At 62.3% G+C, this 20,556-nt stretch carries 25 protein-coding genes and 1 tRNA gene; 14 read left to right on the forward strand and 12 right to left on the reverse strand.

The window, feature by feature from the left end; all coding sequences use genetic code 11:
* Window positions 1-522: 522 nt before the first annotated feature.
* Window positions 523-612 (reverse strand) — tRNA-Ser (locus tag ACGYLQ_RS07575).
* A gap of 434 nt (window positions 613-1,046) precedes the next feature.
* Here ACGYLQ_RS07575 and ACGYLQ_RS07580 point away from each other — a divergent pair.
* Window positions 1,047-1,349: a hypothetical protein gene (locus ACGYLQ_RS07580; protein WP_067261696.1), complete on the forward strand. Its 303-nt coding sequence runs from the start codon at window positions 1,047-1,049 to the stop codon at window positions 1,347-1,349.
* A gap of 86 nt (window positions 1,350-1,435) precedes the next feature.
* Here the strand turns inward: ACGYLQ_RS07580 and ychF are convergent, their stop codons facing one another.
* Together ychF and ACGYLQ_RS07590 are read right to left on the reverse strand one after the other, a co-directional pair.
* Window positions 1,436-2,533, reverse strand: a complete 1,098-nt coding sequence (gene ychF / locus ACGYLQ_RS07585) for a redox-regulated ATPase YchF (protein ID WP_394441720.1) — start codon at window positions 2,531-2,533, stop codon at window positions 1,436-1,438.
* Between the two features lie 59 nt (window positions 2,534-2,592).
* Window positions 2,593-2,784 carry a hypothetical protein gene (locus ACGYLQ_RS07590; RefSeq protein ID WP_067261693.1) on the reverse strand — a complete coding sequence of 64 codons (192 nt, stop codon included), beginning with the start codon at window positions 2,782-2,784 and terminating at the stop codon, window positions 2,593-2,595.
* Window positions 2,785-2,940: 156 nt separating this feature from the next.
* Between ACGYLQ_RS07590 and trpA the strand changes: the two genes are divergently transcribed.
* The 8 genes from trpA (at window position 2,941) to ACGYLQ_RS07630 (ending at window position 9,575) form a co-directional block, all read left to right on the forward strand.
* On the forward strand, window positions 2,941-3,732 hold the full coding sequence (gene trpA, locus ACGYLQ_RS07595; RefSeq protein WP_394441723.1) for a tryptophan synthase subunit alpha: 792 nt from the start codon (window positions 2,941-2,943) through the stop codon (window positions 3,730-3,732).
* 139 nt (window positions 3,733-3,871) lie between these two features.
* Window positions 3,872-5,062 (forward strand): alpha-hydroxy acid oxidase, encoded by a 1,191-nt coding sequence (locus ACGYLQ_RS07600; protein ID WP_067261685.1) that lies wholly within the window; start codon window positions 3,872-3,874, stop codon window positions 5,060-5,062.
* Complete coding sequence (locus tag ACGYLQ_RS07605; protein ID WP_394441726.1) at window positions 5,056-5,676, forward strand: hypothetical protein; 621 nt, start codon at window positions 5,056-5,058, stop codon at window positions 5,674-5,676. Before ACGYLQ_RS07600 ends, ACGYLQ_RS07605 begins: the two co-directional genes overlap by 7 nt.
* A 113-nt stretch (window positions 5,677-5,789) precedes the next feature.
* Window positions 5,790-6,443, forward strand: a complete 654-nt coding sequence (locus tag ACGYLQ_RS07610) for a 50S ribosomal protein L25/general stress protein Ctc (RefSeq protein WP_271689377.1) — start codon at window positions 5,790-5,792, stop codon at window positions 6,441-6,443.
* Between the two features lie 174 nt (window positions 6,444-6,617).
* Entirely contained in the window at window positions 6,618-7,316 is a 699-nt protein-coding gene (gene pth / locus ACGYLQ_RS07615; protein WP_136720417.1) for an aminoacyl-tRNA hydrolase, read from the forward strand.
* A 103-nt stretch (window positions 7,317-7,419) separates the two neighbouring features.
* On the forward strand, window positions 7,420-8,595 hold the full coding sequence (locus ACGYLQ_RS07620; protein ID WP_394441729.1) for a serine hydrolase domain-containing protein: 1,176 nt from the start codon (window positions 7,420-7,422) through the stop codon (window positions 8,593-8,595).
* Between the two features lie 15 nt (window positions 8,596-8,610).
* On the forward strand, window positions 8,611-8,994 hold the full coding sequence (locus ACGYLQ_RS07625) for a DUF2237 family protein (protein WP_394441732.1): 384 nt from the start codon (window positions 8,611-8,613) through the stop codon (window positions 8,992-8,994).
* Between the two features lie 2 nt (window positions 8,995-8,996).
* Entirely contained in the window at window positions 8,997-9,575 is a 579-nt protein-coding gene (locus ACGYLQ_RS07630) for a DUF4893 domain-containing protein (protein ID WP_394441735.1), read from the forward strand.
* Window positions 9,576-9,590: 15 nt separating this feature from the next.
* On the opposite strand, the gene ACGYLQ_RS07635 is transcribed toward ACGYLQ_RS07630, so the two are convergent.
* From ACGYLQ_RS07635 to ACGYLQ_RS07660, 6 genes are all read right to left on the reverse strand, one after another.
* On the reverse strand, window positions 9,591-10,124 hold the full coding sequence (locus tag ACGYLQ_RS07635) for a LuxR C-terminal-related transcriptional regulator (RefSeq protein WP_209217422.1): 534 nt from the start codon (window positions 10,122-10,124) through the stop codon (window positions 9,591-9,593).
* 202 nt (window positions 10,125-10,326) lie between these two features.
* On the reverse strand, window positions 10,327-10,593 hold the full coding sequence (locus ACGYLQ_RS07640; protein ID WP_394441737.1) for a tryptophan synthase subunit beta: 267 nt from the start codon (window positions 10,591-10,593) through the stop codon (window positions 10,327-10,329).
* 39 nt (window positions 10,594-10,632) lie between these two features.
* Window positions 10,633-10,899: a tryptophan synthase subunit beta gene (locus tag ACGYLQ_RS07645; RefSeq protein WP_271689370.1), complete on the reverse strand. Its 267-nt coding sequence runs from the start codon at window positions 10,897-10,899 to the stop codon at window positions 10,633-10,635.
* Window positions 10,900-10,950: 51 nt separating this feature from the next.
* Window positions 10,951-11,199, reverse strand: coding sequence for a tryptophan synthase subunit beta (locus tag ACGYLQ_RS07650; RefSeq protein ID WP_394413178.1), 249 nt, complete (start codon window positions 11,197-11,199; stop codon window positions 10,951-10,953).
* A 434-nt stretch (window positions 11,200-11,633) separates the two neighbouring features.
* Complete coding sequence (gene trpB / locus ACGYLQ_RS07655; protein WP_067263216.1) at window positions 11,634-12,866, reverse strand: tryptophan synthase subunit beta; 1,233 nt, start codon at window positions 12,864-12,866, stop codon at window positions 11,634-11,636.
* Between the two features lie 98 nt (window positions 12,867-12,964).
* Window positions 12,965-14,902, reverse strand: coding sequence for an AsmA family protein (locus ACGYLQ_RS07660; RefSeq protein ID WP_394441740.1), 1,938 nt, complete (start codon window positions 14,900-14,902; stop codon window positions 12,965-12,967).
* A 62-nt stretch (window positions 14,903-14,964) separates the two neighbouring features.
* Between ACGYLQ_RS07660 and rimO the strand changes: the two genes are divergently transcribed.
* Entirely contained in the window at window positions 14,965-16,338 is a 1,374-nt protein-coding gene (rimO, locus tag ACGYLQ_RS07665; RefSeq protein ID WP_394441743.1) for a 30S ribosomal protein S12 methylthiotransferase RimO, read from the forward strand.
* Window positions 16,339-16,356: 18 nt separating this feature from the next.
* Here rimO and ACGYLQ_RS07670 read toward each other — a convergent pair whose 3' ends face one another.
* Window positions 16,357-16,851 (reverse strand): lactoylglutathione lyase family protein, encoded by a 495-nt coding sequence (locus ACGYLQ_RS07670; RefSeq protein ID WP_067261541.1) that lies wholly within the window; start codon window positions 16,849-16,851, stop codon window positions 16,357-16,359.
* Window positions 16,852-16,946: 95 nt separating this feature from the next.
* Here ACGYLQ_RS07670 and ACGYLQ_RS07675 point away from each other — a divergent pair, with 95 nt between their 5' ends.
* From ACGYLQ_RS07675 to ACGYLQ_RS07685, 3 genes are all read left to right on the forward strand, one after another.
* Window positions 16,947-17,837, forward strand: coding sequence for a LysR family transcriptional regulator (locus ACGYLQ_RS07675; RefSeq protein ID WP_394441745.1), 891 nt, complete (start codon window positions 16,947-16,949; stop codon window positions 17,835-17,837).
* A gap of 139 nt (window positions 17,838-17,976) precedes the next feature.
* Entirely contained in the window at window positions 17,977-18,360 is a 384-nt protein-coding gene (locus tag ACGYLQ_RS07680) for a hypothetical protein (protein ID WP_394441748.1), read from the forward strand.
* Window positions 18,361-18,429: 69 nt separating this feature from the next.
* Window positions 18,430-19,050: a hemolysin III family protein gene (locus ACGYLQ_RS07685; RefSeq protein ID WP_394441751.1), complete on the forward strand. Its 621-nt coding sequence runs from the start codon at window positions 18,430-18,432 to the stop codon at window positions 19,048-19,050.
* Here the strand turns inward: ACGYLQ_RS07685 and ACGYLQ_RS07690 are convergent.
* Entirely contained in the window at window positions 19,047-19,403 is a 357-nt protein-coding gene (locus ACGYLQ_RS07690; protein WP_394441754.1) for a YigZ family protein, read from the reverse strand. The two genes, ACGYLQ_RS07685 and ACGYLQ_RS07690, sit on opposite strands and share 4 nt — an antisense overlap.
* Window positions 19,404-19,407: 4 nt before the next feature.
* Window positions 19,408-20,127, reverse strand: a complete 720-nt coding sequence (locus ACGYLQ_RS07695) for a M48 family metalloprotease (protein WP_394442132.1) — start codon at window positions 20,125-20,127, stop codon at window positions 19,408-19,410.
* 189 nt (window positions 20,128-20,316) lie between these two features.
* On the opposite strand from ACGYLQ_RS07695, the gene ACGYLQ_RS07700 reads away from it, so the two are divergent.
* Entirely contained in the window at window positions 20,317-20,547 is a 231-nt protein-coding gene (locus tag ACGYLQ_RS07700; protein WP_067261534.1) for a hypothetical protein, read from the forward strand.
* The last annotated feature ends 9 nt before the right edge of the window (window positions 20,548-20,556 follow it).

The raw sequence follows: 20,556 nt of genomic DNA on the forward strand, positions 1-20,556 counted from the left end.
AAAGTGAACGTGAATGCATCTGCATGCAACTGCCCAGCGGGAGAATTCCGCGGGGATAACGTGCTTGTTGGCGGCTTTGTTACCCGCCGCTGCCCGCAGACCTGCGCGCCTTGGCGCGCAGCAACTTGCGGTGGTGGCGGAAGCTCCGCTCGCAATGGCCCGGGGTAAAGATCATGACCCAAAGCGCCCAAAGAACCCTCTCCTCCCGGTATTGCCACGCCCTTGCACAGAGCGACTGATCGGCATCGGAGAAGATGCAATTATGCAGGATGCGAGACCAGTCTCTTACGTTAACCAACATCTGGAACCTCCCTTTCGCTGAGCGATGGGGCGTCTCGCCGCCATCGCCAAGGATCTGGTCCCCCCGGACGTTTAGAATGCTGGCCGAAAATTCTGCCGAGAATAAGGCGGAGGGCTGGTGAGACCGTGCCGGGCAAATGTTACAAAGTTGCAAAGCGGGGGTACGCTGCGGCGCATGCGATGACGGCCCGGTCGGGGGCGGTGCTATCGTGCAGGTGTGGGTGGCGGAGACGAAGGGATTCGAACCCTCGAGACCCTTCCGGGCCTACTCCCTTAGCAGGGGAGCGCCTTCGACCACTCGGCCACGTCTCCGTCGACCCGTCTAAAGAGGTCGCGCCCGAGGGGCAAGGCGAAATTCGTGGGAAATTCTGCATTTCTTGCGGTGGGTTTCTTTTTCCGCCCGCTGATCCGCTGCGCTGAGACGGAATGCTCCTTGATCAACCGTGCCGCTGGTTAGAAACAGCCGCGCTCGTCGCCTCAGGCAGCGGCATTTCCCGGCCATTTGGCGCGGCTGTAGCAACTTACACGGCAGCGTGAATAACTTGTGAAACAATGCGAGGCGCAGAGCAACTGTTTGAATAAACAACGAAAAACAGACCGCAGCCTTCCTTCGAACAAGCAAAACGCCCCGCCATCCCCACAAACTCGCAACCGCAGCGAAACTTTCGCGGCGGAGCGCCCGTTACTTCACCACAAACGATGACATCGCAATGACGCGATTTAACAGAAACCTGAAGGAACACGCTATGAAACTCATCATGACCACCGCCGCCGCCGCTTTGATCTCCACCGCTGCCGTTGCCGACAACTCCACCCGTCACAACGACATTTTCCTCGACACTTCGGTGAACGCTGACGCAAGCGACGTCTATGGCAACAATGACCGTATGCGGAACCCGCATGCCTCGACCAAGGCAAACGACATCATGCTGAACACCGCCGATACCGACAAGAACCGCGACACCGTGATGAGCACGCGCAACGCCCTGCGCAGCCCCGGTGAAGGCTATGTCTACGGTGGCTTTGGCCCGGGCAACGACAGCAAGTAAGCTGTTGCCCTAACAAACAAAAAGCCCGGCAGCGCGCGCTGCCGGGCTTTTTATGTGGGCGGAGGCCTCGGCCCCTCCCTCGCTGATCAGGTGTTGAACAGGAAGTGCAGCACGTCGCCGTCTTTGACGATATAGCCCTTGCCTTCGGCCCGCATCTTGCCGGCTTCTTTTGCAGGGCCCTCGCCGCCGAGGCTTACGAAATCATCATAGGCGATGGTCTCGGCGCGGATGAAACCCTTTTCGAAATCACCGTGGATGACGCCAGCCGCCTTGGGCGCAGAGGTGCCGGATTTGATGGTCCAAGCGCGCGCCTCCTTGGGGCCGACGGTGAAATAGGTCTCTAGGTGCAAAAGCTCATAGCCCGCGCGGATCAGCCGGTCGAGCCCGGCTTCCTTCAGCCCCATTTCCTCAAGGAACATCTCAGCCTCTTCGGCGTCGAGCTGGCTGATCTCTTCTTCGATCTGGGCCGAGATCACCACATGGGAATTGCCCTGTGCGGCGGCCATCTCGGCGACTTTGGCGGAATGTTCATTGCCCTCGGCGGCCTCGGATTCGCCCACGTTGCAGACATAGAGCACGGGTTTGGTGGTCAGCAGTTGCAGCATGCGCCAAGCCTTGGCGTCATCTTCGTCGACATCGACCACGCGGGCGGGCTTGCCGTCTTCCAGCGCTTCCAGCGCCATGCGCATCAGACGCTCTTGCTGGACCGCCTCCTTGTCACCGCCGCGCACCTTGCGGACGATATTCTGCAGGCGCTTCTCGATGCTCTCGATGTCGGCCAGCATCAGTTCGGTGTCGATGGTCTCGGCATCGGCCACGGGGTCAACGCGGCCTTCGACATGGGTCACGTCGCCGTCTTCAAAACAGCGCAGCACATGGGCGATGGCGTCGACTTCGCGGATGTTGGCCAGGAACTGGTTGCCCAGACCTTCGCCTTTCGACGCGCCTTTCACCAGTCCGGCGATGTCGACGAAGGTCATGCGCGTGGGGATGATGCTTTTCGAACTGGCGATCTCGGCCAGCTTGTCGAGCCGCGCATCAGGCACCGCCACCTCGCCGACATTGGGCTCGATGGTGCAGAACGGAAAATTCGCCGCCTGTGCCGCTGCGGTGCGGGTCAGCGCGTTGAAAAGGGTCGATTTGCCGACGTTCGGCAGACCGACGATGCCCATTTTGAAACCCATGACGATACCCCTATAAAAGCTGCGCGTGTGTTAGGGGTAAGGGCCGCAAAGCGCAAGGCTCAGCGCGCGCGTCGGTCCTGATGCGCCTGATAGATCAGTATCCAAGCCAGCAGGATGAACATCGGATGCGTCAACCCGCCTGAGAAGATGATCGCGGGCAACCAGATCAGGAAGACCACGATGGACAGGATCGGCCGTCCGATCAGCAGGATCGACAGCGGCGGCAGGAAAAGGGCGAGTACATAATTCATGGCCCATGAGATAGGAGGCTTTGCGCAGAATGGAAGGGCGCGGCATGCCATAGGCGCCCACGGGAGGCGAATTTTGCCGCCCCCTGCCCCGCGGTGGATTGATTTTCACCGCGACATTCGGCATTGCCGAGGAAAGCACCAAATGAGGCAAGCCACATGACCCGTATCGACGCCAAATTCGAAGACCTCCGCGCCCGCGGCAAAAAGGCGTTTGTCTCCTATGTGATGGCGGGCGACCCGGATTTCGACCGTTCGCTGGAAATCGTGCGCGGCCTGCCCGCTGCCGGGGTCGACATCATCGAACTTGGCCTGCCTTTCACCGATCCGATGGCCGATGGCCCAACGATCCAGCTTGCCGGTCAACGCGCCCTCGAAGGGGGCATGACGCTGAACCGCACGCTGGAAATGGTCCGCGCCTTCCGCGAAAATGACGACACGACCCCGATCGTGCTGATGGGCTATTACAACCCGATCTATTCCATGGGCGTCGAAAACTTCTTGAAAGAGGCCAAAGACGCCGGGATCGACGGGTTGATCGTGGTCGACCTGCCGCCCGAAGAAGACATCGAGCTTTGCCTGCCCGCGCAGGACGCCGGGTTGAACTTCATCCGCCTCGCCACCCCCACGACAGACGACAAGCGCCTGCCGCGCGTGGTTCAGAACACCTCCGGCTTCGTCTATTATGTCTCGATCACCGGCATCACCGGCTCGGCCGAGGCGAATGCCGCCGATGTCTCGCCCGAGGTGGCGCGCATCCAAAAGGCCAGCGGCCTGCCTGTCATCGTGGGCTTTGGCGTCAACACGCCCGAGAAAGCCCGCGCCATCGCCGAAGTGGCCGACGGTGTGGTGATCGGTTCGGCCATCGTCAGCCGGATCGCCAATGGCGACAGCGCAGAGGATGTGCTGGGCTTTGTGAAATCACTGGCCGACGGGGCGCATTCAGCGTAACCCCCCTCGCCTCTGCAAACGACCCCAAGCCCGCGCTGCCCCACTGGCCGCGCGGGCTTTTTCGTCGCCGCAGCCTTCCCAATTGCCAAGCCCCCCACCAGTTGCTACCAAAAGTTAACCCATTCAGCACAGGTGGCCCATGCCCGTCATCACCAGCATCGACGATCTCAAACGTATCTACAAACGCCGCGTCCCGCAGATGTTCTACGACTACGCGGAATCGGGCAGCTGGACCGAACAGACCTTCCGTGAGAATTGCAGCGACTTTGACCAAATCCGCCTGCGCCAGAGGGTCGCCGTGGATATGTCGGGGCGCAGCACGGCGACGCAGATGATCGGCGAAGACGTGGCCATGCCGGTGGCCCTCGCCCCCGTGGGCCTGACGGGGATGCAATGTGCCGACGGGGAAATCAAAGCCGCGCGCGCAGCCGAAGCCTTTGGCGTGCCCTTCACCCTGTCGACCATGTCCATCAACTCCATCGAAGACGTGGCAGAGGCGACGACGAAACCCTTTTGGTTTCAACTCTATACCATGCGCGATCAGGACTATGTCAGCCGCCTGATCCAGCGCGCGAAGGACGCGAACTGCTCGGCCCTCGTCATCACGCTTGATCTGCAAATCCTCGGTCAGCGCCACAAAGACCTGAAAAACGGCCTTTCCGCCCCGCCCAAACTGACGGTCAAAACGCTTGCCAACCTTGCCACCAAATGGGGCTGGGGGCGCGAGATGCTGGGCGCCAAACGGCGGCATTTCGGCAATATCGTGGGCCATGTGCATGGGGTCACCGACAACGCCGACCTTGGCGCTTGGACGGCGGAACAGTTCGACCCTTCTCTCGATTGGGACAAGATCGCCAAGATCAAAGAGCAATGGGGCGGCAAGGTCATCCTCAAGGGCATTCTGGATGCCGAGGATGCGCGCATGGCGCTGAAAGTCGGGGCCGATGCGATCATCGTCAGCAACCACGGCGGGCGGCAGCTCGATGGGGCGCTAAGCTCGATCCGCATGCTGCCAGAGATCCTCGACGCGGTGGGCGACCAGATCGAAGTGCATCTCGATGGCGGTATCCGCTCTGGACAGGACGTGCTCAAAGCCATGGCGATGGGGGCCAAAGGCACCTATATCGGGCGCGCCTTCATCTATGGGCTGGGCGCGATGGGGCAGCCGGGCGTGACCCGCGCGTTGGAGGTGATCCACCGCGAGTTGGATCTGACCATGGCGCTCTGCGGAGAGACGCAGATTGCCAACCTCGGGCGGCACAACCTGCTTATCCCGCGCAACTTCGGCGGTGATTGGCAGGAACGGCCACGCGATCCGGGCACATGCTGATCTTTCTCAGCCGCAACCTTACCTTTCTCGCCACGCCGAAAACCGGGACCACCGCTGTCGAAATGGCGCTGAAACCCGAGGCCGAGATCATCTTTTCGCGGGGGCGCAAACATCTGACTGCCCTGCGCTATCGGCGGCGCGTTCTGCCCTTTTTGCAGGAAACCTTCTCGGCCTCCCCCGAGGCCTTGGCGGTGATGCGCAACCCTGTCGACCAAATCCGAAGCTGGTATCGCTACCGCAGCCAGCCCCGGCTGGATGGCAAACCGCTCAGCACCAAGGGGCTGAGTTTCGAGGACTTCGCGCTTGAAGTCATTTCCGACACGCCTCCGCCCCGCGCGCAGATCGGCAGCCAGCTTTCCTTTCTGACCTCTGACCATGGCGACCTGCTGGTCGAGCACCTCTTCGCCTATGAACGCCAACCGGCCTTTCGCGACTTTCTGGCCGAAAGGCTGGGGCGGGAGGTCAAGCTTAAACCCAAGAACGTCTCACCCGATCTGCCCACGCCCCTGTCGCGTGAGGTCGAATCCCGCCTGCGCGCCGCACGCGCCAAGGAGTTCGCCCTCTATGACCGGCTCATGGCGGCGGACGGCTATCTGCGCACGCCGCAGGAATAGCGCCGCCCCCGCCCTTTTGCCCTTTCCAGCCGGGCAAAACCGGTCTATACGCGCGGCTTCACGCGGGAATACAGCCTTGGAGGATTCCCGCCCTAACAAATTTGGAGACTAAAATGGCCGGAGAGATTCCTGATCTTGAAGCCCAGGTACGCGCGGGGACAGGCAAGGGCGCCGCTCGCCAAGCACGTCGTGACGGCATGGTTCCTGGTATCGTATTTGGTGGCGACAAAGAGCCGCTGCCGATCAACATCCCTTTCAACAAGCTGCTGACCAAGCTGCGCGCAGGCCGCTTCAAAGCGACCCTGTTCAACCTCAAGGTTGAAGGCCACGACGACGTTCGTGTGATCTGCCGCGACGTTCAGCGCCACGTTGTCAAGGACCTGCCCACGCACATCGACCTGATGCGCCTCAAGCGGACCACCAAGATCAACCTGTTCATCAACGTCGACGTCAAAGGCGAAGAAGAATGCCCCGGCCTGAAAAAGGGTGGCGTGCTCACTCTGGTCCGTCCGGAAGTTGAACTGGTCGTCACCGCCGCGGACATCCCCGAGCATGTGACCGTCGACATCACCGGCCTCGAAATCGGCGACAGCGCGACCATCAGCCGCGTCGACCTGCCCGAAGGTGTGAAACCCACGATCGACCGCGACTTCGTCGTTGCCACGATCTCTGCACCTGCTGGTCTTGCCGCGTCGGATGACGACGATGACGACACGGCAGCGGACGAAGTGCCGACAACCGAAATGGGCCCGCCCGACGGTGAATGATAGCGCGCCGCAAGGCAGTGCTGAAACGGGGTCGCATCACGCGGCCCCGTTTTGCGTTTGGGGCCCGATTTCTTTCAAAGAAATCGCCCCGGAATTTACAAAAATTCCGGCGACCTTGGGGACATTCTCCCGCCCCGCTTGTTAAGATAGGCGAAACCAAAGGAGACCTCGCCCATGAAACTGATCGTCGGCCTCGGCAATCCGGGCGCGAAATATGCCCGCAATCGTCACAACATCGGCTTCATGGCGCTGGACCGCATCGCCGAAGATCACGGGTTCTCCGCATGGAAAGGCAAGTTTCAGGGCAGCGTCAGCGAGGGGCGTTTCGGCTCTGACCGGGCGGTGCTGCTCAAGCCCGAAACCTTTATGAACAACTCCGGCCAATCGGTTCAGGCGGCGATGAAGTTCTACAAGATTGACCCCGCTGATGTGATTGTTTTTCATGACGAATTGGACCTCGCCCCCGGTAAGGTCAAATGCAAGACCGGCGGCGGCCATGCAGGCCACAACGGGCTGCGTTCGATCCACGCGCATATCGGGGCGGACTATGACCGCGTGCGCATGGGCATCGGCCACCCCGGCCATAAGGACGCGGTGGCGGGCTATGTGCTGCGCGACTTTCCCAAAGCAGACGAAGGCTGGCTGGACGATGTGCTGCGCGGCGTCTCGGACGGGGCGGCAGACCTTGCACGGGGCGACACCGGGCGGTTTATGAATGCCGTGGCGCTCCGCGTGGCCCCGCCCCGCTCGGGCACCGGCAGCAAGGGGCCTAAGAAACCCACCGAAGCCCAGCCAAAGCCCGCCCCCAGCAAGCCCGAGCCGGAGGCAGAGCCCCAATCGCCGCTGCAAAAGCTGATGGACCGCTTCCGCTGACGCTTTCGGCCTCACGCCCCTGCTGACGCCCCTCCTGACGCAATGTCGGGCTGGCCCCCGCCCCCGCGCCGTGGTTCACTGCGGGCCAACAGGGGGGGATATCATGCGTACATTCGGAAAATGGCTGGGCCGGGTCTTGCTGGCGCTTTTGCTGGCGGCCATCGTCATCGGTCTTTGGAAGCGGGAAGAGATCGAACGGCTTTTGGCGGTGAACTCGCTCTTCTCCGAAGAGAAGATCGTTCACAACTTCAGCCATATGGACGGTGCTTTCCTCTCCGCCCCCGTTTCGCGCGGAGACGGGCTGACGACCGAGCTTCCCTATGGCCCCGAAACCGAACTGCCAAAGGCGGCGGACGACTGGATCGCGGCGCGTGACGTGACCGCGCTGGTGGTGCTGAAAGACGGTGCCATCGTCTATGAGAACTACTTCAAAGGCACCGGCCCCGAGGACCGCCGCATCAGCTGGTCGGTGGCGAAAAGCTATCTTTCGGCGCTGGTGGGCATCCTTCTGGAGGAGGGCCAGATCGCATCCCTCGACGATCCGGTGACCAAATATGCCCCCAGCCTGAAGGGCAGCGCCTATGACGGGGCCAGCCTGCGCAACGTGCTGCATATGGCCAGCGGCGTCACCTTTGACGAAGATTATCTGGACTACGATTCGGACATCAACCGCATGGGCCGGGTGGTGGCGCTTGGCGGCAAGCTCGACGATTTCACCGCCGAATTGTCCGAGACCTTCACCGCGCCGGGCAGCCAGTGGCAATATGTGTCAATCGACACCCATGTGATCGGCATGGTGGTGCGCGGTGCCACCGGGCGCAGCGTGCCGGAGTTGCTAAGCGAGAAGGTCATCGCGCCCTTGGGGCTGGAACATGCGCCCTATTACATCGTCGATGGCTCCGGCACCGCCTTCGTGCTCGGGGGCCTCAATATGACCACGCGCGACTATGCCCGTTTCGGCCAGATGTTCGCCCAAGGTGGGCAATGGAACGGCCAGCAAATCGTGCCCGAAGACTGGGTAACAGAATCGACCAGCCCCACTGCCCCCACCGGCGAAGGGCGCATCGGTTATGGCTATCAGTGGTGGATCCCTCAGGGCGCGTCCGAGGGGGAATATATGGCGCGCGGCATCTATGGGCGGTACATCTATGTCGACAGCGCCCGCGATGTGGTCATCGCCACCAATGCCGCCGACCGTAAATTCCGTGAGGCCGGGGTGGCGGAGCAGAACATCGAGATTTTCCGCCAGATCGCGGCGTCGCTCGACAAGGAAAGCTGAGACAGAAAGGAAGCCATGACCCCGGACGACAGCATCAACGTTCTGAACCAGCCCCTCGCCATTTGCGGGACCGATCCGGTCACGGGCTTTTTCCGCGATGGCCGTTGCAACACCTGCGCACAGGATCAGGGCAGCCATACGGTCTGCGCGGTGATGACGGCGGAGTTTCTGGCCTATTCGAAATATGTCGGCAATGACCTCAGCACCCCGCGTCCCGAGTTCGGCTTTGCCGGGCTGAAGCCGGGCGACGCATGGTGCCTCTGTGCCGCGCGGTTCCTGCAAGCCGCGGATGAGGGCTGCGCCCCGCGGGTGCATCTGGCCGCTACGCATCGGCGCGCGCTTGATATCGTGCCGCTGGAGGTGCTGCGCGACCATGCCATCGACCCGAGTGAGGATTAACCATGCGCCTGCCTCTCTTGCCCCTCCTGCTGCTTCTGCCCGTCACCGCTTGGGCGGAAACCACGCTCCGCCCCGCCGATAGCGCCCGGTTGGAGACCTTCGACGCCGCCTTTGGCGATGCCATGATGCAAGCGCTGAACGGGGGCGACGCGGGGGATGTGGCGATCTTGACCCGCGCGCTCTCTGGGCAGCCTCAGGTCGCATTCTCCGCCGATTTGCAGGGCGATTGGTCTTGCCGCACGATCAAGCTGGGCGGGATCAGCCCGCTTGTGGCCTATAGCCCGTTCAAATGCCGCTTTACCGCCAGCAATCGCGGCTTCACCTTTGAAAAACTCACCGGATCACAGCTTACCAAGGGCGAGATCACCCTGCGAGAAGGCCGCGCGATCTATGCCGGGGTGGGCTATGTCCGGGGCGAAACGCCGTCCGATTATGCCGATCTGCCCGAAGATTTCACCTCAGGCGGCAAGGTACAAAGCGACGTGGCCGTGTTCCAGCGGGTCAACCCCACCCGCGCGCGGCTGCTGTTCCCGTCACCGGCAGTGGAAAGCGATTTCGATATTCTGGAACTGACGCGCTGAGGCGCCACGCCGCCCTTAGGCCGCGTGGCAGAGATGCAGTTTCGACTTGGGACGTGGCATCAGGGAATCGTCCATCAAGTCTTCGATAAAGGTGCTGAGAAGCTGGGTCCGCCCGGTCACGCCCGCCTTGCGGTAAATCGCATTGGTCTGCGCCTTCACGGTGCCTTCCGACGTGCCGCGCATCTCGGCAATATCGCGTGTATTCAAACCCTTGGTGAGGAAAATCGCCACGTCGCGCTCTGCCGGGGTGAGGTGCCATTCGCGAAAGTGTTCTTCGAGCACATCGGCGAATTCCACCGTACAATGACGCAGCGCCGTCTCTGCCCGCTCGGCACGCTGGAGACTCATCCGCAGTGCCATCCAGCCCAGAACGACCCCGAGAATCAGACCTAAAACCTGAATGCCCTTGTTCGGCCCAATGTCAGCCAGCGGGGTGCCGAAAAGCGTCACGCCGCGCCCCTCCAGTGCAAAAACGAGCACGAAATAGACAGTGGCGTTGAACTGTAGAGCGGCGATAACCCACAGTGCGATCTTTTTCTTATTATTCATGGTGAAGCCTTGCCTTGGTGTTCGCCGTATTTAACCGCGGCGCACCGAAGTGCAAGGGATGGCGGGCATGCGCCCTGATCAACCCTTAGTGATTTGGCACCCGCCCCGGGGGGCGAGTGCATTCTCTTGAGGCCAGTTCAGGGTTGCTTGGCTGGCCGGAAGACTGTTTTACCGCAATGCCTTAGCAGGCATCAGGCCGATATCAGCGCGGGAAACGGTTCACTTTTTCGGCGTCTTGCGCGGCGGGGAAGACGGTGACGGTCACGTCAGATGTGTCTTCTGCGCGGAAGGTGCCGTTGTTGAAGATGTCCAGTTTCACATTGTCGACCGCGTCGTTGCGGCTGGCGTAGGAAACGCCTGCATCAGCTTTGTCGTTATAGCCGATTTGCTGGCCTTCCATGCCCTGTGCGAAAGCGGCGGAGCCTGCGGTGGCAAGGATCAGGGCGGTTGTTACGAGTGTCTTTTTCATGTCGTGTCCTTTCGGGGGAAAGTTAGGGTCGCGCAGCGATCAGCGCGGGAAACGGTTGACCGAAGCGTCGCTCTGCGCGGTCGGGAAGACGGTGATGGTCACGTCGGACAGGTCTTCGGCGCGCAGGATGCCTTCTTTGAAGACTTCCAGCTTGGTCTCATCCACGGCTTCGCTGCGGCTGGAGTAGGAAACGCCATTGTCGGTCTTGTCGTTATAGCCGATGCGCTGGCCTTCCATGCCTTGAGCGAAAGCAGCGGTGCTTGCGGTGGCGAGGATCAGTGCGGTTGTTGCGAGTGTCTTTTTCATCGTTTTAGCCTTTCGGGGGAGAAAGTTAGGGGGAGGAGCCGTGGCCCGCGTTTAGCGGACGAAACGGCCATCTTCTTGTGCGTCTTGTGTGGTGACGAATACGGTCGCTGTTGCCTCCGCAGGTGTTTCGGCGCGCAGGTCGTCAAAGCTCAGAGCGTCGGAAGTGACGTTGCGTGTCGAATAGGCGGCATCTGCGTGATCTGCGGTATAGCCGACCTGCTGGCCTTCCATGCCCTGTGCGAAGGCGGCGGTGCCTGCTGTGGCAAGGATCAGTGTGGCGGTTGCGAATGCGTTTTTCATGTCGTGTTCCTTTCAGTCCCGGGTTGGGTTGCGAGCCGCTCATCGGTGACGCGGCGTCGTTGGGATGACAGGGAAAAGGGCATTCGAGGGGGGATTGGCTATCTGCCCCGGGTTTAAATCGTCCGATCTAAACCCCTGTAAGAGCGTCATAAACTTTGGTTTACGAAGCCAATCGGGCGCGAAAAACGGGGGCAGATTGCCTTTGCGTCAAGCCTGCAAGGGCGAAACGGGGTTTCGCGGGCAGGCGCGCGGGCTACAACGAAAGGCTAGCCGGTCTTTTCGCGATGTGAAAGTTTTTTCGCGCTTTTTCAGCAAAGAACTTTGGCCCCTACCCAAAGTTTATGCGCAAATCACGTACCGCGCGTTGTCACATAAAAAACGGGCCCGCGTTTTCACGCGGACCCGTCAAACTCGACTCGGATTCAGATGGGAATCTAGGCGAATTCACCCATGTCGAAGTCCAATGCGCGGGCGACGGTGAAGATGTCCTTGTCGCCCCGCCCGCACATGTTCATCACCAGCAGGTGATCCTTGGGCAGCTCCGGCGCGATCTTCAGCACATGGGCCAGCGCGTGGCTCGGCTCCAGCGCCGGGATGATCCCTTCAAGCGCGCAGCAGAGCTGGAACGCCTCCAGTGCCTCGCGGTCGGTGATCGAGACATATTGCGCCCGGCCGATGTCATGCAGCCAGGAATGCTCAGGGCCGATGCCGGGATAGTCCAGCCCGGCAGAGATCGAATAGCCCTCAAGGATCTGCCCGTCGTCGTCCTGCAACAGATAGGTCCGGTTGCCATGCAGCACGCCCGGACGCCCACCGGTGAGCGAGGCGCAATGTTCCATCTTCTCGTCCACGCCCTTACCGCCGGCCTCAACACCGATGATGTTCACCGATTTGTCGTCGAGGAAGGGGTAGAACAGCCCCATGGCGTTAGAGCCGCCACCGATGGCCGCGATCACTGTGTCGGGCAGACGGCCCTCGGCCTCTTCCATCTGGGTGCGGACTTCCTTGCCGATGATCGACTGAAAGTCGCGAACCATCGCCGGATAGGGGTGCGGTCCGGCCACGGTGCCGATGCAGTAGAAAGTGTCGCGCACGTTGGTCACCCAGTCGCGCAGCGCGTCGTTCATCGCGTCTTTCAGCGTGCCGCGACCGCTCGTCACCGGCACCACCTCGGCGCCCAAAAGGCGCATGCGGAAGACGTTGGGGGCCTGCCGCTCCACGTCATGCGCGCCCATGTAAACCACGCATTTTAGGCCGAACTTGGCGCAGACCGTCGCCGTGGCCACGCCGTGCTGGCCCGCCCCGGTCTCGGCGATGATGCGTTTCTTGCCCATGCGGCGGGCGAGGATGATTTGCCCCAACACGTTGTTGATCTTATGCGCGCCGGTGTGGTTCAACTCGTCGCGCTTCATATAGACCTTGGCGCCGCCCAGATGCTCGGTCAGCCGTTCGGCGTGATAAAGCGGGCTGGGGCGGCCAACGTAATGGGTCCAAAGGTCGTGCATCTCGGCCCAGAAACTGTCGTCGGTCTTGGCCTTCTCATATTGTTCTTCCAGCTCAAGAATGAGCGGCATCAGCGTTTCCGAGACAAAGCGCCCGCCGAAATCGCCGAAACGGCCCTGTTCGTCGGGGCCGGTCATGAAGCTGTTGAAAAGATCGTTGGCCATTGCGCCTCTCCTAGAATGTCGCGTCAGCCTTACCGCAGCCCGCCTGCCTACGCCACCATGAGTTTCGTCAAGCGGCGGCAGGGGGCGGTGCGGGGCGCCTAGTCGAACAGTTTGAACAACTCGCGTCTGACCGCATTCTCCAACTCATCTTTCACGATATCCTCGGTCGAGCGGGTGTCGTCGGGTGCGATGTTCAATTCTTCCTGTATTTTCTGGCGCACCACATCCTCGGCCCGCTGCTTTTCCTCGGCAAAGTTCAGGTCGATCGCGGCACGCAGATCGGCCTTGATCTCAGGCTCGGCCCAAGGCCCCCTGATCCGCACCGGCACCGCCAGCCCGCCGCGCGACGCATTGACGCGCAGCGCCTTGGGCGTGACCGTATAGTCCAGCCTCTGCGCCCCCAGATCGACCTGCCCTGCCCCCGTCGCGTTGAAGTTCGGCAGCAGCATCAGCAGATCGTCGTTGCGCAAAACGCCCTTGGCGATCTCGAACGTCGCTTGGACGGAATCGAACACCGTGCTGCCGCCTTCGGCATCGACGGAACCAAGCAGCGCGTCCAAGTCGATCCCCGCAATCGTGCCGCGCCCCATGGTCAGCGCGCCAGAGCCGCTGAGCGAGCGCATGATCGCGTTAATAGACTGCCCCACCCCGAGGAACGACAGTTCGGCATCGCCCGCCCCGGTAAAGCGCGTCACCCCGGCGGTATCCTCCAGCAGGTCGCGCATCTGCACGCTCTGCGCTTGCAGCCTGCCGCCCACGGACAGGCCACCGCGGTTGTTCATCACAAACTCCCCCGCAACCTTGCCGCCATAGGCGTTCATATCCTGTAGATCGAAGACCATACGCGCGCGCTCATTGCGCAGCACGGCGCGGGTGGGGCCGAGGTCGAGCTGACCCAGATCGATGCTTTCCGCGCTCAGCGCGATATTCCCGTCAAAGGCGGCGAGCCAGTCGGCGTTGATCTCTTGCTGGGACCAGCCCTCTGTCTCCGCCGTGGCGGTGCCGTCGGCGCCTGCGGCCTGATCGCTTTCCTCGGACAGGGCCGAAAGGTCCAGCGCCCCGGTCCGCAGGTTTGCGGTGACCCGCGGCGTGCCGTTCAGGGCCAGATCGGCCTGCCCGGTCAGGCTGTTGCCACCCAAATCCACCGCGAGATTGCGCAGCGACAGACGCCGATCCGCCGTCAGTGTCAGCCCAGAGCGCAGATCGACCGACCGGCCCAAACCGCGCGGCAGCGTCACAGCGCCCGCGCCGAGCGACGCCAGAAACCGCGCCGTATCAGGGCTGTCTATGCGGATATCCCCCGCCAGCGCCCCGTTGAGCGCGCCGCGCCCATCGAACAGGGCTTCACCCCCGCCCGTCGTAACCTCCGCCCGCAGCGGCTGCACGCCGCCCTCCAGAAAATCCGCGAAACCTTCGATCCGCGCGGCAAGCTTAACCGGCTCGCCTGCTGGCGCCAAGCTGGCCGTGATCTCCGCCGCCCCGCCCCGCTCGGGCCAGTCCAGCGCCAGATTGACACCATCATAGCGCAGCAGGTCCGCCCCTTCGGCGTCATAGATCAGCGTGGCATCGGTCACCGTCAGCTTCTGAATACTCAGCGGGCGGCGGCTGGCGCTCGGCGCGCTCTCGGTCTCGATCCGCGCGCCGCTGGCGCTGTCGGTGAACTGCCAGCTTGCGCGCCCATCAAGACGTTGCTCCAGCCGGATCACCGGGCTTTGCGCTGCGATATTGGTGATGCGTATCTCACCGCGCAAAAGCGCGCCCGCGTCCACCCCAATCGCCGCATTGGCCGCCGTCAGCAGCGCGCCCTTGTCGGTCCAATCGGCATTGCCGACCTCAAGCCCGCCCGCGGTCACCCCCAGCACCGGCCAGAGCGTCACCCCCACATCGCCGGTGATCGACACTTCGCGCCCGGTCATCCGGCTGAGTTGCTCACTGGCGATCCGCGCGATCCGTTCGCCGGGCAGCAGGAACAGCGCCCCCAGCATGATCACGACGATCAGCAACAGCGCGCCGATGACCCGTATAATCCATCTCATGGCTCTCTCCTCCTGCCCGGCGGCTCTTTCCCCGCTCATCCGCTTGCCTTATAGCGCAAGCCATGAGCACAAACCCACCCAATCTGCGCCCCGACCTCGCCCCGCAGGCGAAGATCAGCGATCCCGCCCGCCCCGGCCAGCCGACCATCGGCATGGTCAGCCTCGGCTGTCCCAAGGCATTGGTCGATTCCGAACGCATCCTGACCCGGCTTCGCGCCGAGGGCTATGGTGTTTCGCCCGATTACGCGGGCGCCGATGCGGTAATTGTGAACACCTGCGGGTTTCTCGACAGCGCCAAGGCGGAAAGCCTCGACGCCATTGGCGAGGCGCTGACCGAAAACGGCAAGGTGATCGTCACCGGCTGTCTGGGGGCCGAGCCGGATTATATCCGCGAACATCACCCCCGCATCCTCGCCGTCACGGGCCCGCATCAATATGAACAGGTGCTCGACGCGGTGCATGGCGCGGTGCCGCCCGCGCCTGATCCTTTCATCGATCTTCTGCCCGCGCAGCAGGTCTCGCTCACCCCGCGGCACTACAGCTACCTCAAGATTTCCGAGGGCTGTAACCACAAGTGCAAGTTCTGCATCATCCCCGACATGCGCGGCCGGTTGCAAAGCCGCCCCGCCCATGCCGTGATGCGCGAGGCCGAGCGGCTGGTGGATAACGGCGTGAAGGAACTCTTGGTCATCAGCCAAGACACCTCCGCCTACGGGGTCGACATCAAACATGCCGAAGACCGCGGCCACCGCGCGCATATCACCGATCTGGCGCGTGACCTCGGCTCCCTCGGTGCATGGGTCCGGCTACACTACGTCTACCCCTACCCGCATGTGCGCAAGCTGATCCCGCTCATGGCCGAGGGGCTGGTGCTGCCCTACCTCGACATCCCCTTCCAGCACGCGCATCCGGACGTGCTGAAACGCATGGCCCGTCCCGCCGCCGCGTCGAAAACCCTCGATGAGATCGCCGCATGGCGCGACACCTGCCCCGACATCACCCTGCGCTCGACCTTCATCGTCGGCTACCCGGGTGAGACGGAGGCGGAATTCCAGACCCTGCTCGATTGGCTGGACGAGGCGCAGCTCGACCGGGTCGGCTGCTTCCAATACGAAAACGTCGAAGGCGCGCGGTCGAACGCGCTGCCGGATCATGTGGCGCCTGAGATCAAACAAGACCGTTGGGAGCGCTTCATGGAGAAGGCACAAGCCATTTCAGAGGCCAAGCTCGCCGCCAAGGTCGGCAAACGCCTCGACGTGATCGTGGATGAGATCGACGAAGACGCCGCCACCTGCCGCACCAAATCCGACGCGCCCGAGATCGACGGCAATCTCTTCATCGACGAGGATTTCCAGAACCTCAAGGTCGGCGATATCGTCACCGTCGAAGTCGAAGAGGCGGGCGAATACGATCTTTGGGGACGTCAGATCACCTGACGCCCCCGCGGGCTGCTCTTAGGCGTAAGCGCCTGCCGAATAGGTCAGCTCATAGCTGTGGCTGTAAAGCTCAAAGACGATGCCGAACGGGTCTTCGACATAGACCATGCGGTAGGGTTTCTCGCCCGGGAAATATTCCCGAACGGGCATCCGCTGCTTGCCGCCCGCCGCGATGATCCGCTCCAGCAGACCTTCCACATCGGGGTCTTGGATGGCGAAATGGAAGGTGCCGTGGCGTTTATGCTCCAACTTTTCCTCGGGGGCGTAGTTGCCGGGGAACTCGAAGATTTCGATCCCGATGCCATCCGCTGTCGCCAAATGGGCGATGCGCAGCGATCCCCAGCCGGGGCCGAAGACATCGGTGCACATGACGCCGATGGCGGTGTCTTCTTCCACCGCTTCGGTGGGCTGCATCACGACATAGAACCCAAGAACTTCGGAATAGAATTTTACGGCGGCATCAAGGTCCGGCACGGATAGGCCGATGTGGGAAAAGGTACGGGGGGTGGTCATATGCGGTCTCCTGTTTGCGTTGAGGTTGAGATAGACAGGCGCACCCCACATGTGAAATTATCAAATCTCATCGAAATCATAACGAAGCGTTTTCCATGCTGAACGCCACCTGGCTTGAGACCTTCACCACCCTTTGCGAGACCGGTCATTTCACCCGCACGGCGCAGCGGCTCAACATGACCCAGCCGGGCGTGTCGCAGCATCTGCGCAAGCTGGAAGACCAGTTGGACCAGCCGCTGATCGCGCGCGAGGGCAAAAGTTTCACCCTGACCCCGGCGGGCGAAGCGCTGTTTGAAACCGGCCTTGCCCGCCGCCGCGAAGAGCAGCGCCTGCGCGAACGCATCGCGACCGACCTGCCCGACCGGGGCGTGGTGCATATCGCCTGCTCCGGCAGTTTCGCCATGCTGCTTCAGCCGCTGCTGCTGGAGTGGATGGCCCAAGCGCCCGACCTCTCCCTCCACCTCGAAGCCGCACCCCAAGCCACGATCCGCGCCGGGCTGCTCGATGGGCGGTTTGATCTGGGCGTGCTGGCCGATGACCCGGCCCATGCAAGGCTAGAGGCCCGGCATCTGGGGCGCGAGGAACTTTGCCTCGTGCTGCCGGTTAATGCATTGGAACAAATAGAAAGTTTTGCCGATCTCGAAAGCCGCGGCTTCATCGCCCATCCCGATGGCTTCGCCTATGCCGACGATCTACTCCAGCTTAATTTCCCGGACAGCTATCCGGGGGCCGACCGGATGCGCCTGCGCGGCTATGTAAACCAAATCGGCCAGATCCCGGCGGCGGTGGCGCGGGGCGTGGGCTATACGCTTTTGCCCCGCAGCGGGGTCGAAACCTTTGCCGCCAAGGACCGGCTCCGGCTGCTGCCTCTGCCCAAGCGGCGTTGGCACGACCTCTGGCTCGCCACCCGGCGCGGGCGCCCCCTGCCGGCGCGGATGGTGAAGACAGCGGAACTGATCGCAGAGGCGGCGGAACAGCTACGATAATGTATCGCATCGCAGATATTGCGGAACAAAACACCCCCGCTACTAGATATACCACCATGGAAGGGCAAGACTACGAAGAGACTTGAACATGTTCCCTTTCTGTTCTATATGTGGAACGCAGTAGCAGAGGAATGACCACATGTCTTTTCAACCTCAGTTCCCCGGCATCTTCGACCTTGAGCAGCAAGGTCGCCCGCCCCGTGGCGGCGATAGCGCGCAGCCCAAACAGGCCGACCGCCGCATGCCCGCGACCGAAAAACAGATGCAGTACGCCCAGTCCCTCGCCAAGCGAACGGGCGAAAAGCTTCCCAAAGGCATCGAAGCGGATCGCGCGGCGGTGTCGGAATGGATCGACGCCCATAAACCGCAGGCGTTGGAGGGGCCCTTTGCCGCCTACCCTTCCGCCAAACAGGTCGCCTTTGCCGAACGCATCGCGCGGTTGAAACGCCGCGATGTCCCGCAGGAGTGTTATCGCGACAAGACCCTGATGTCGCGCTGGATCGACGGCAACAAACCGCGCTGATTCAACGGGCGCTGCGCTTTACCTTTCGTCACCCATGGCAGAGGGCGGTTTCGCTGCTACCTTTCTGTCATGGGCTATCCGACCTCCATCGCTGAGACTTTGGCCGACGGCACCGTGCATGTGCTGAGCCTTGGCTTCGCCATTCCCGCCAGCATCCTTTTGATGGTCCATGCCGCCGGGCAAGAGGGGCAGTTGACCGCAACGGCGATCTACGCGGGCTGCATCCTTGCCTCTTTCACCGCCTCTGCCATCTATCACTTGCTGCCCTTCGACCGCAGCCGCGCCTTTCTGGGCCGGGTCGATCATGCGGCGATCTACTTTAAGATCGCGGGCACTTATACGCCGCTGGTGATGGTGATCGGTTCGGGCTTTGCCTATGGCATCCTCGGCGTGGTTTGGGCGCTGGCGGTGATCGGCGCGGTGGCCAAGCTCTGGTTCTGGCGCACCGATGCGCGCGGGTCACTCGCGCTCTACCTCGGTATGGGCTGGCTGTCGGTGCTGCTGATCTACCCGATGTGGCACAATTTGCCGGGGGCGGCACTGGCGCTGGTGGCCGCGGGCGGGCTGACCTATTCGGCGGGCACCTTGGTCTATGCCCATCCCGGCATGCGCTATCAGAACGCGATCTGGCATGTCTTCGTGCTGGTCGCCACGGCCTGTTTCTTTGCTGCCATCGCGCTCAGCCTTTAGCCTGCGGGCGCATCCAGATAGGCCCGCACGCAGGTCTGCACATGGCGAAACCGATCGCCGCCCAGATGTTTGCCGCCGTACCAGCGGGTGACGACGATCAGATGGTCGGTCAGCCCCTCGCGCTCCAACATCCGCAGGATCACCATGCCCGCGCCGGATTCGCCATCGTCGCCTTTGAGCGGGCCGCCATCCGACAGGAGCACCGCCCAAGTGTTATGGGTGGCCTTGGCGTAGGATTTGTCGCGTTTGAGGTCTTTCAACGCGGCATCCACCTCGGCCCGGTCGCGCGCAGGGCAGCCCGATACCGCATATTTCGACCCGCGGTCGTTCAGCACCTGCCCCAGTTTGCGCAAACCGTTACAGCCCCGCCATGGTGCGCCGCACGATATCAATCCGGGCGTTATTGGGCGGATGGGTGCCAAGGAAGCGGTCGCCGGGATCGGGAATGCGGGTAAAGAACTCGGCGCCGCGCAGCGGGTCATAGCCCGCCCGCGCGGTGATGATCGTGCCAAGAGCGTCGGCCTCAAGCTCGAAATCCTTGGAATAACGCCGCGCGCCGACCTCTGCGCCCAATTCCTGCGCCGTGCGTACGGCATTGGCATCGCCCCCGCTGAGCGTGGCGAGACCGGCAAAGATCACCGCCCCCGCCATGGCGTTTTGCTGCTGCCGTTCAATATGGCCCGCGATGTGATGCGCGGCCTCATGGCCCAGCACGAAGGCAAGCTCGTCTTCGTTGCGGGCATCGGCGATCAGCGCCAAGGTGAATGCCACGATGGGGCGGCCATTTTTATCAAGCGTTTGGAAGGCATTGGCCGGTTGGCCGGGGCGGTCGTCGACCACGATATTGAAATCACAGTTCATCCCCGTCGTCCGGGTGCGACACTCCCGTTCGGCCACGGGTTCAAGCGTGCGGACCACCTGAACAAAGCTCCGCGCCGCCGCGCTTGCGCTCAGCCGCGGGCTTGGCTGCCCCGTGGTCTGTGGCCTGTCGGCCGGGATTGGGCCTGTTTGGATCGGTGCCACCTCACAGGCAGAAAGCAGGGCGATGACGGCAAATGCGCCAAGGGCATTTAACAATTTCACGGCTGATCCTCGCTCGGGGGTCCTTGAGCCACCTGTCTATCATGACGCCCTGCCGCCGCCACCCCCGTTCACGGCGCTTTGACACCCCACGGCGGTCTTGCGCTTGGCGTCACAAACCCTGTCTTGCGCTCGCGGGCACAAAGCCTGTCTTGCGCTCGCGGGCACAAAGCCTAATGTGCCCTCATGTTTACCATCGAGCATGAATTCGACGCCACCGTCATCACTCTGATCGACGAATCCGACGCCCCCCTGCGCGAGGACGTCACCGTCTCTGCCTTCGCAGGGCAGATCACGATCGAGCAATGGGACGCCCGAACCGACCGTGTGGCCAAGATCACCCTGTCCCCCGCGCAGCTGAGCGATCTGACGGCGGCACTGAACCTGCCCGAGGGCATCTACCGAAGCAATTCCTGAGGATCGTCA

The organism is Sulfitobacter sp. 1A12779 (assembly GCF_043557315.1).
Classification (GTDB): Bacteria; Pseudomonadota; Alphaproteobacteria; order Rhodobacterales; family Rhodobacteraceae; genus Sulfitobacter; species Sulfitobacter faviae.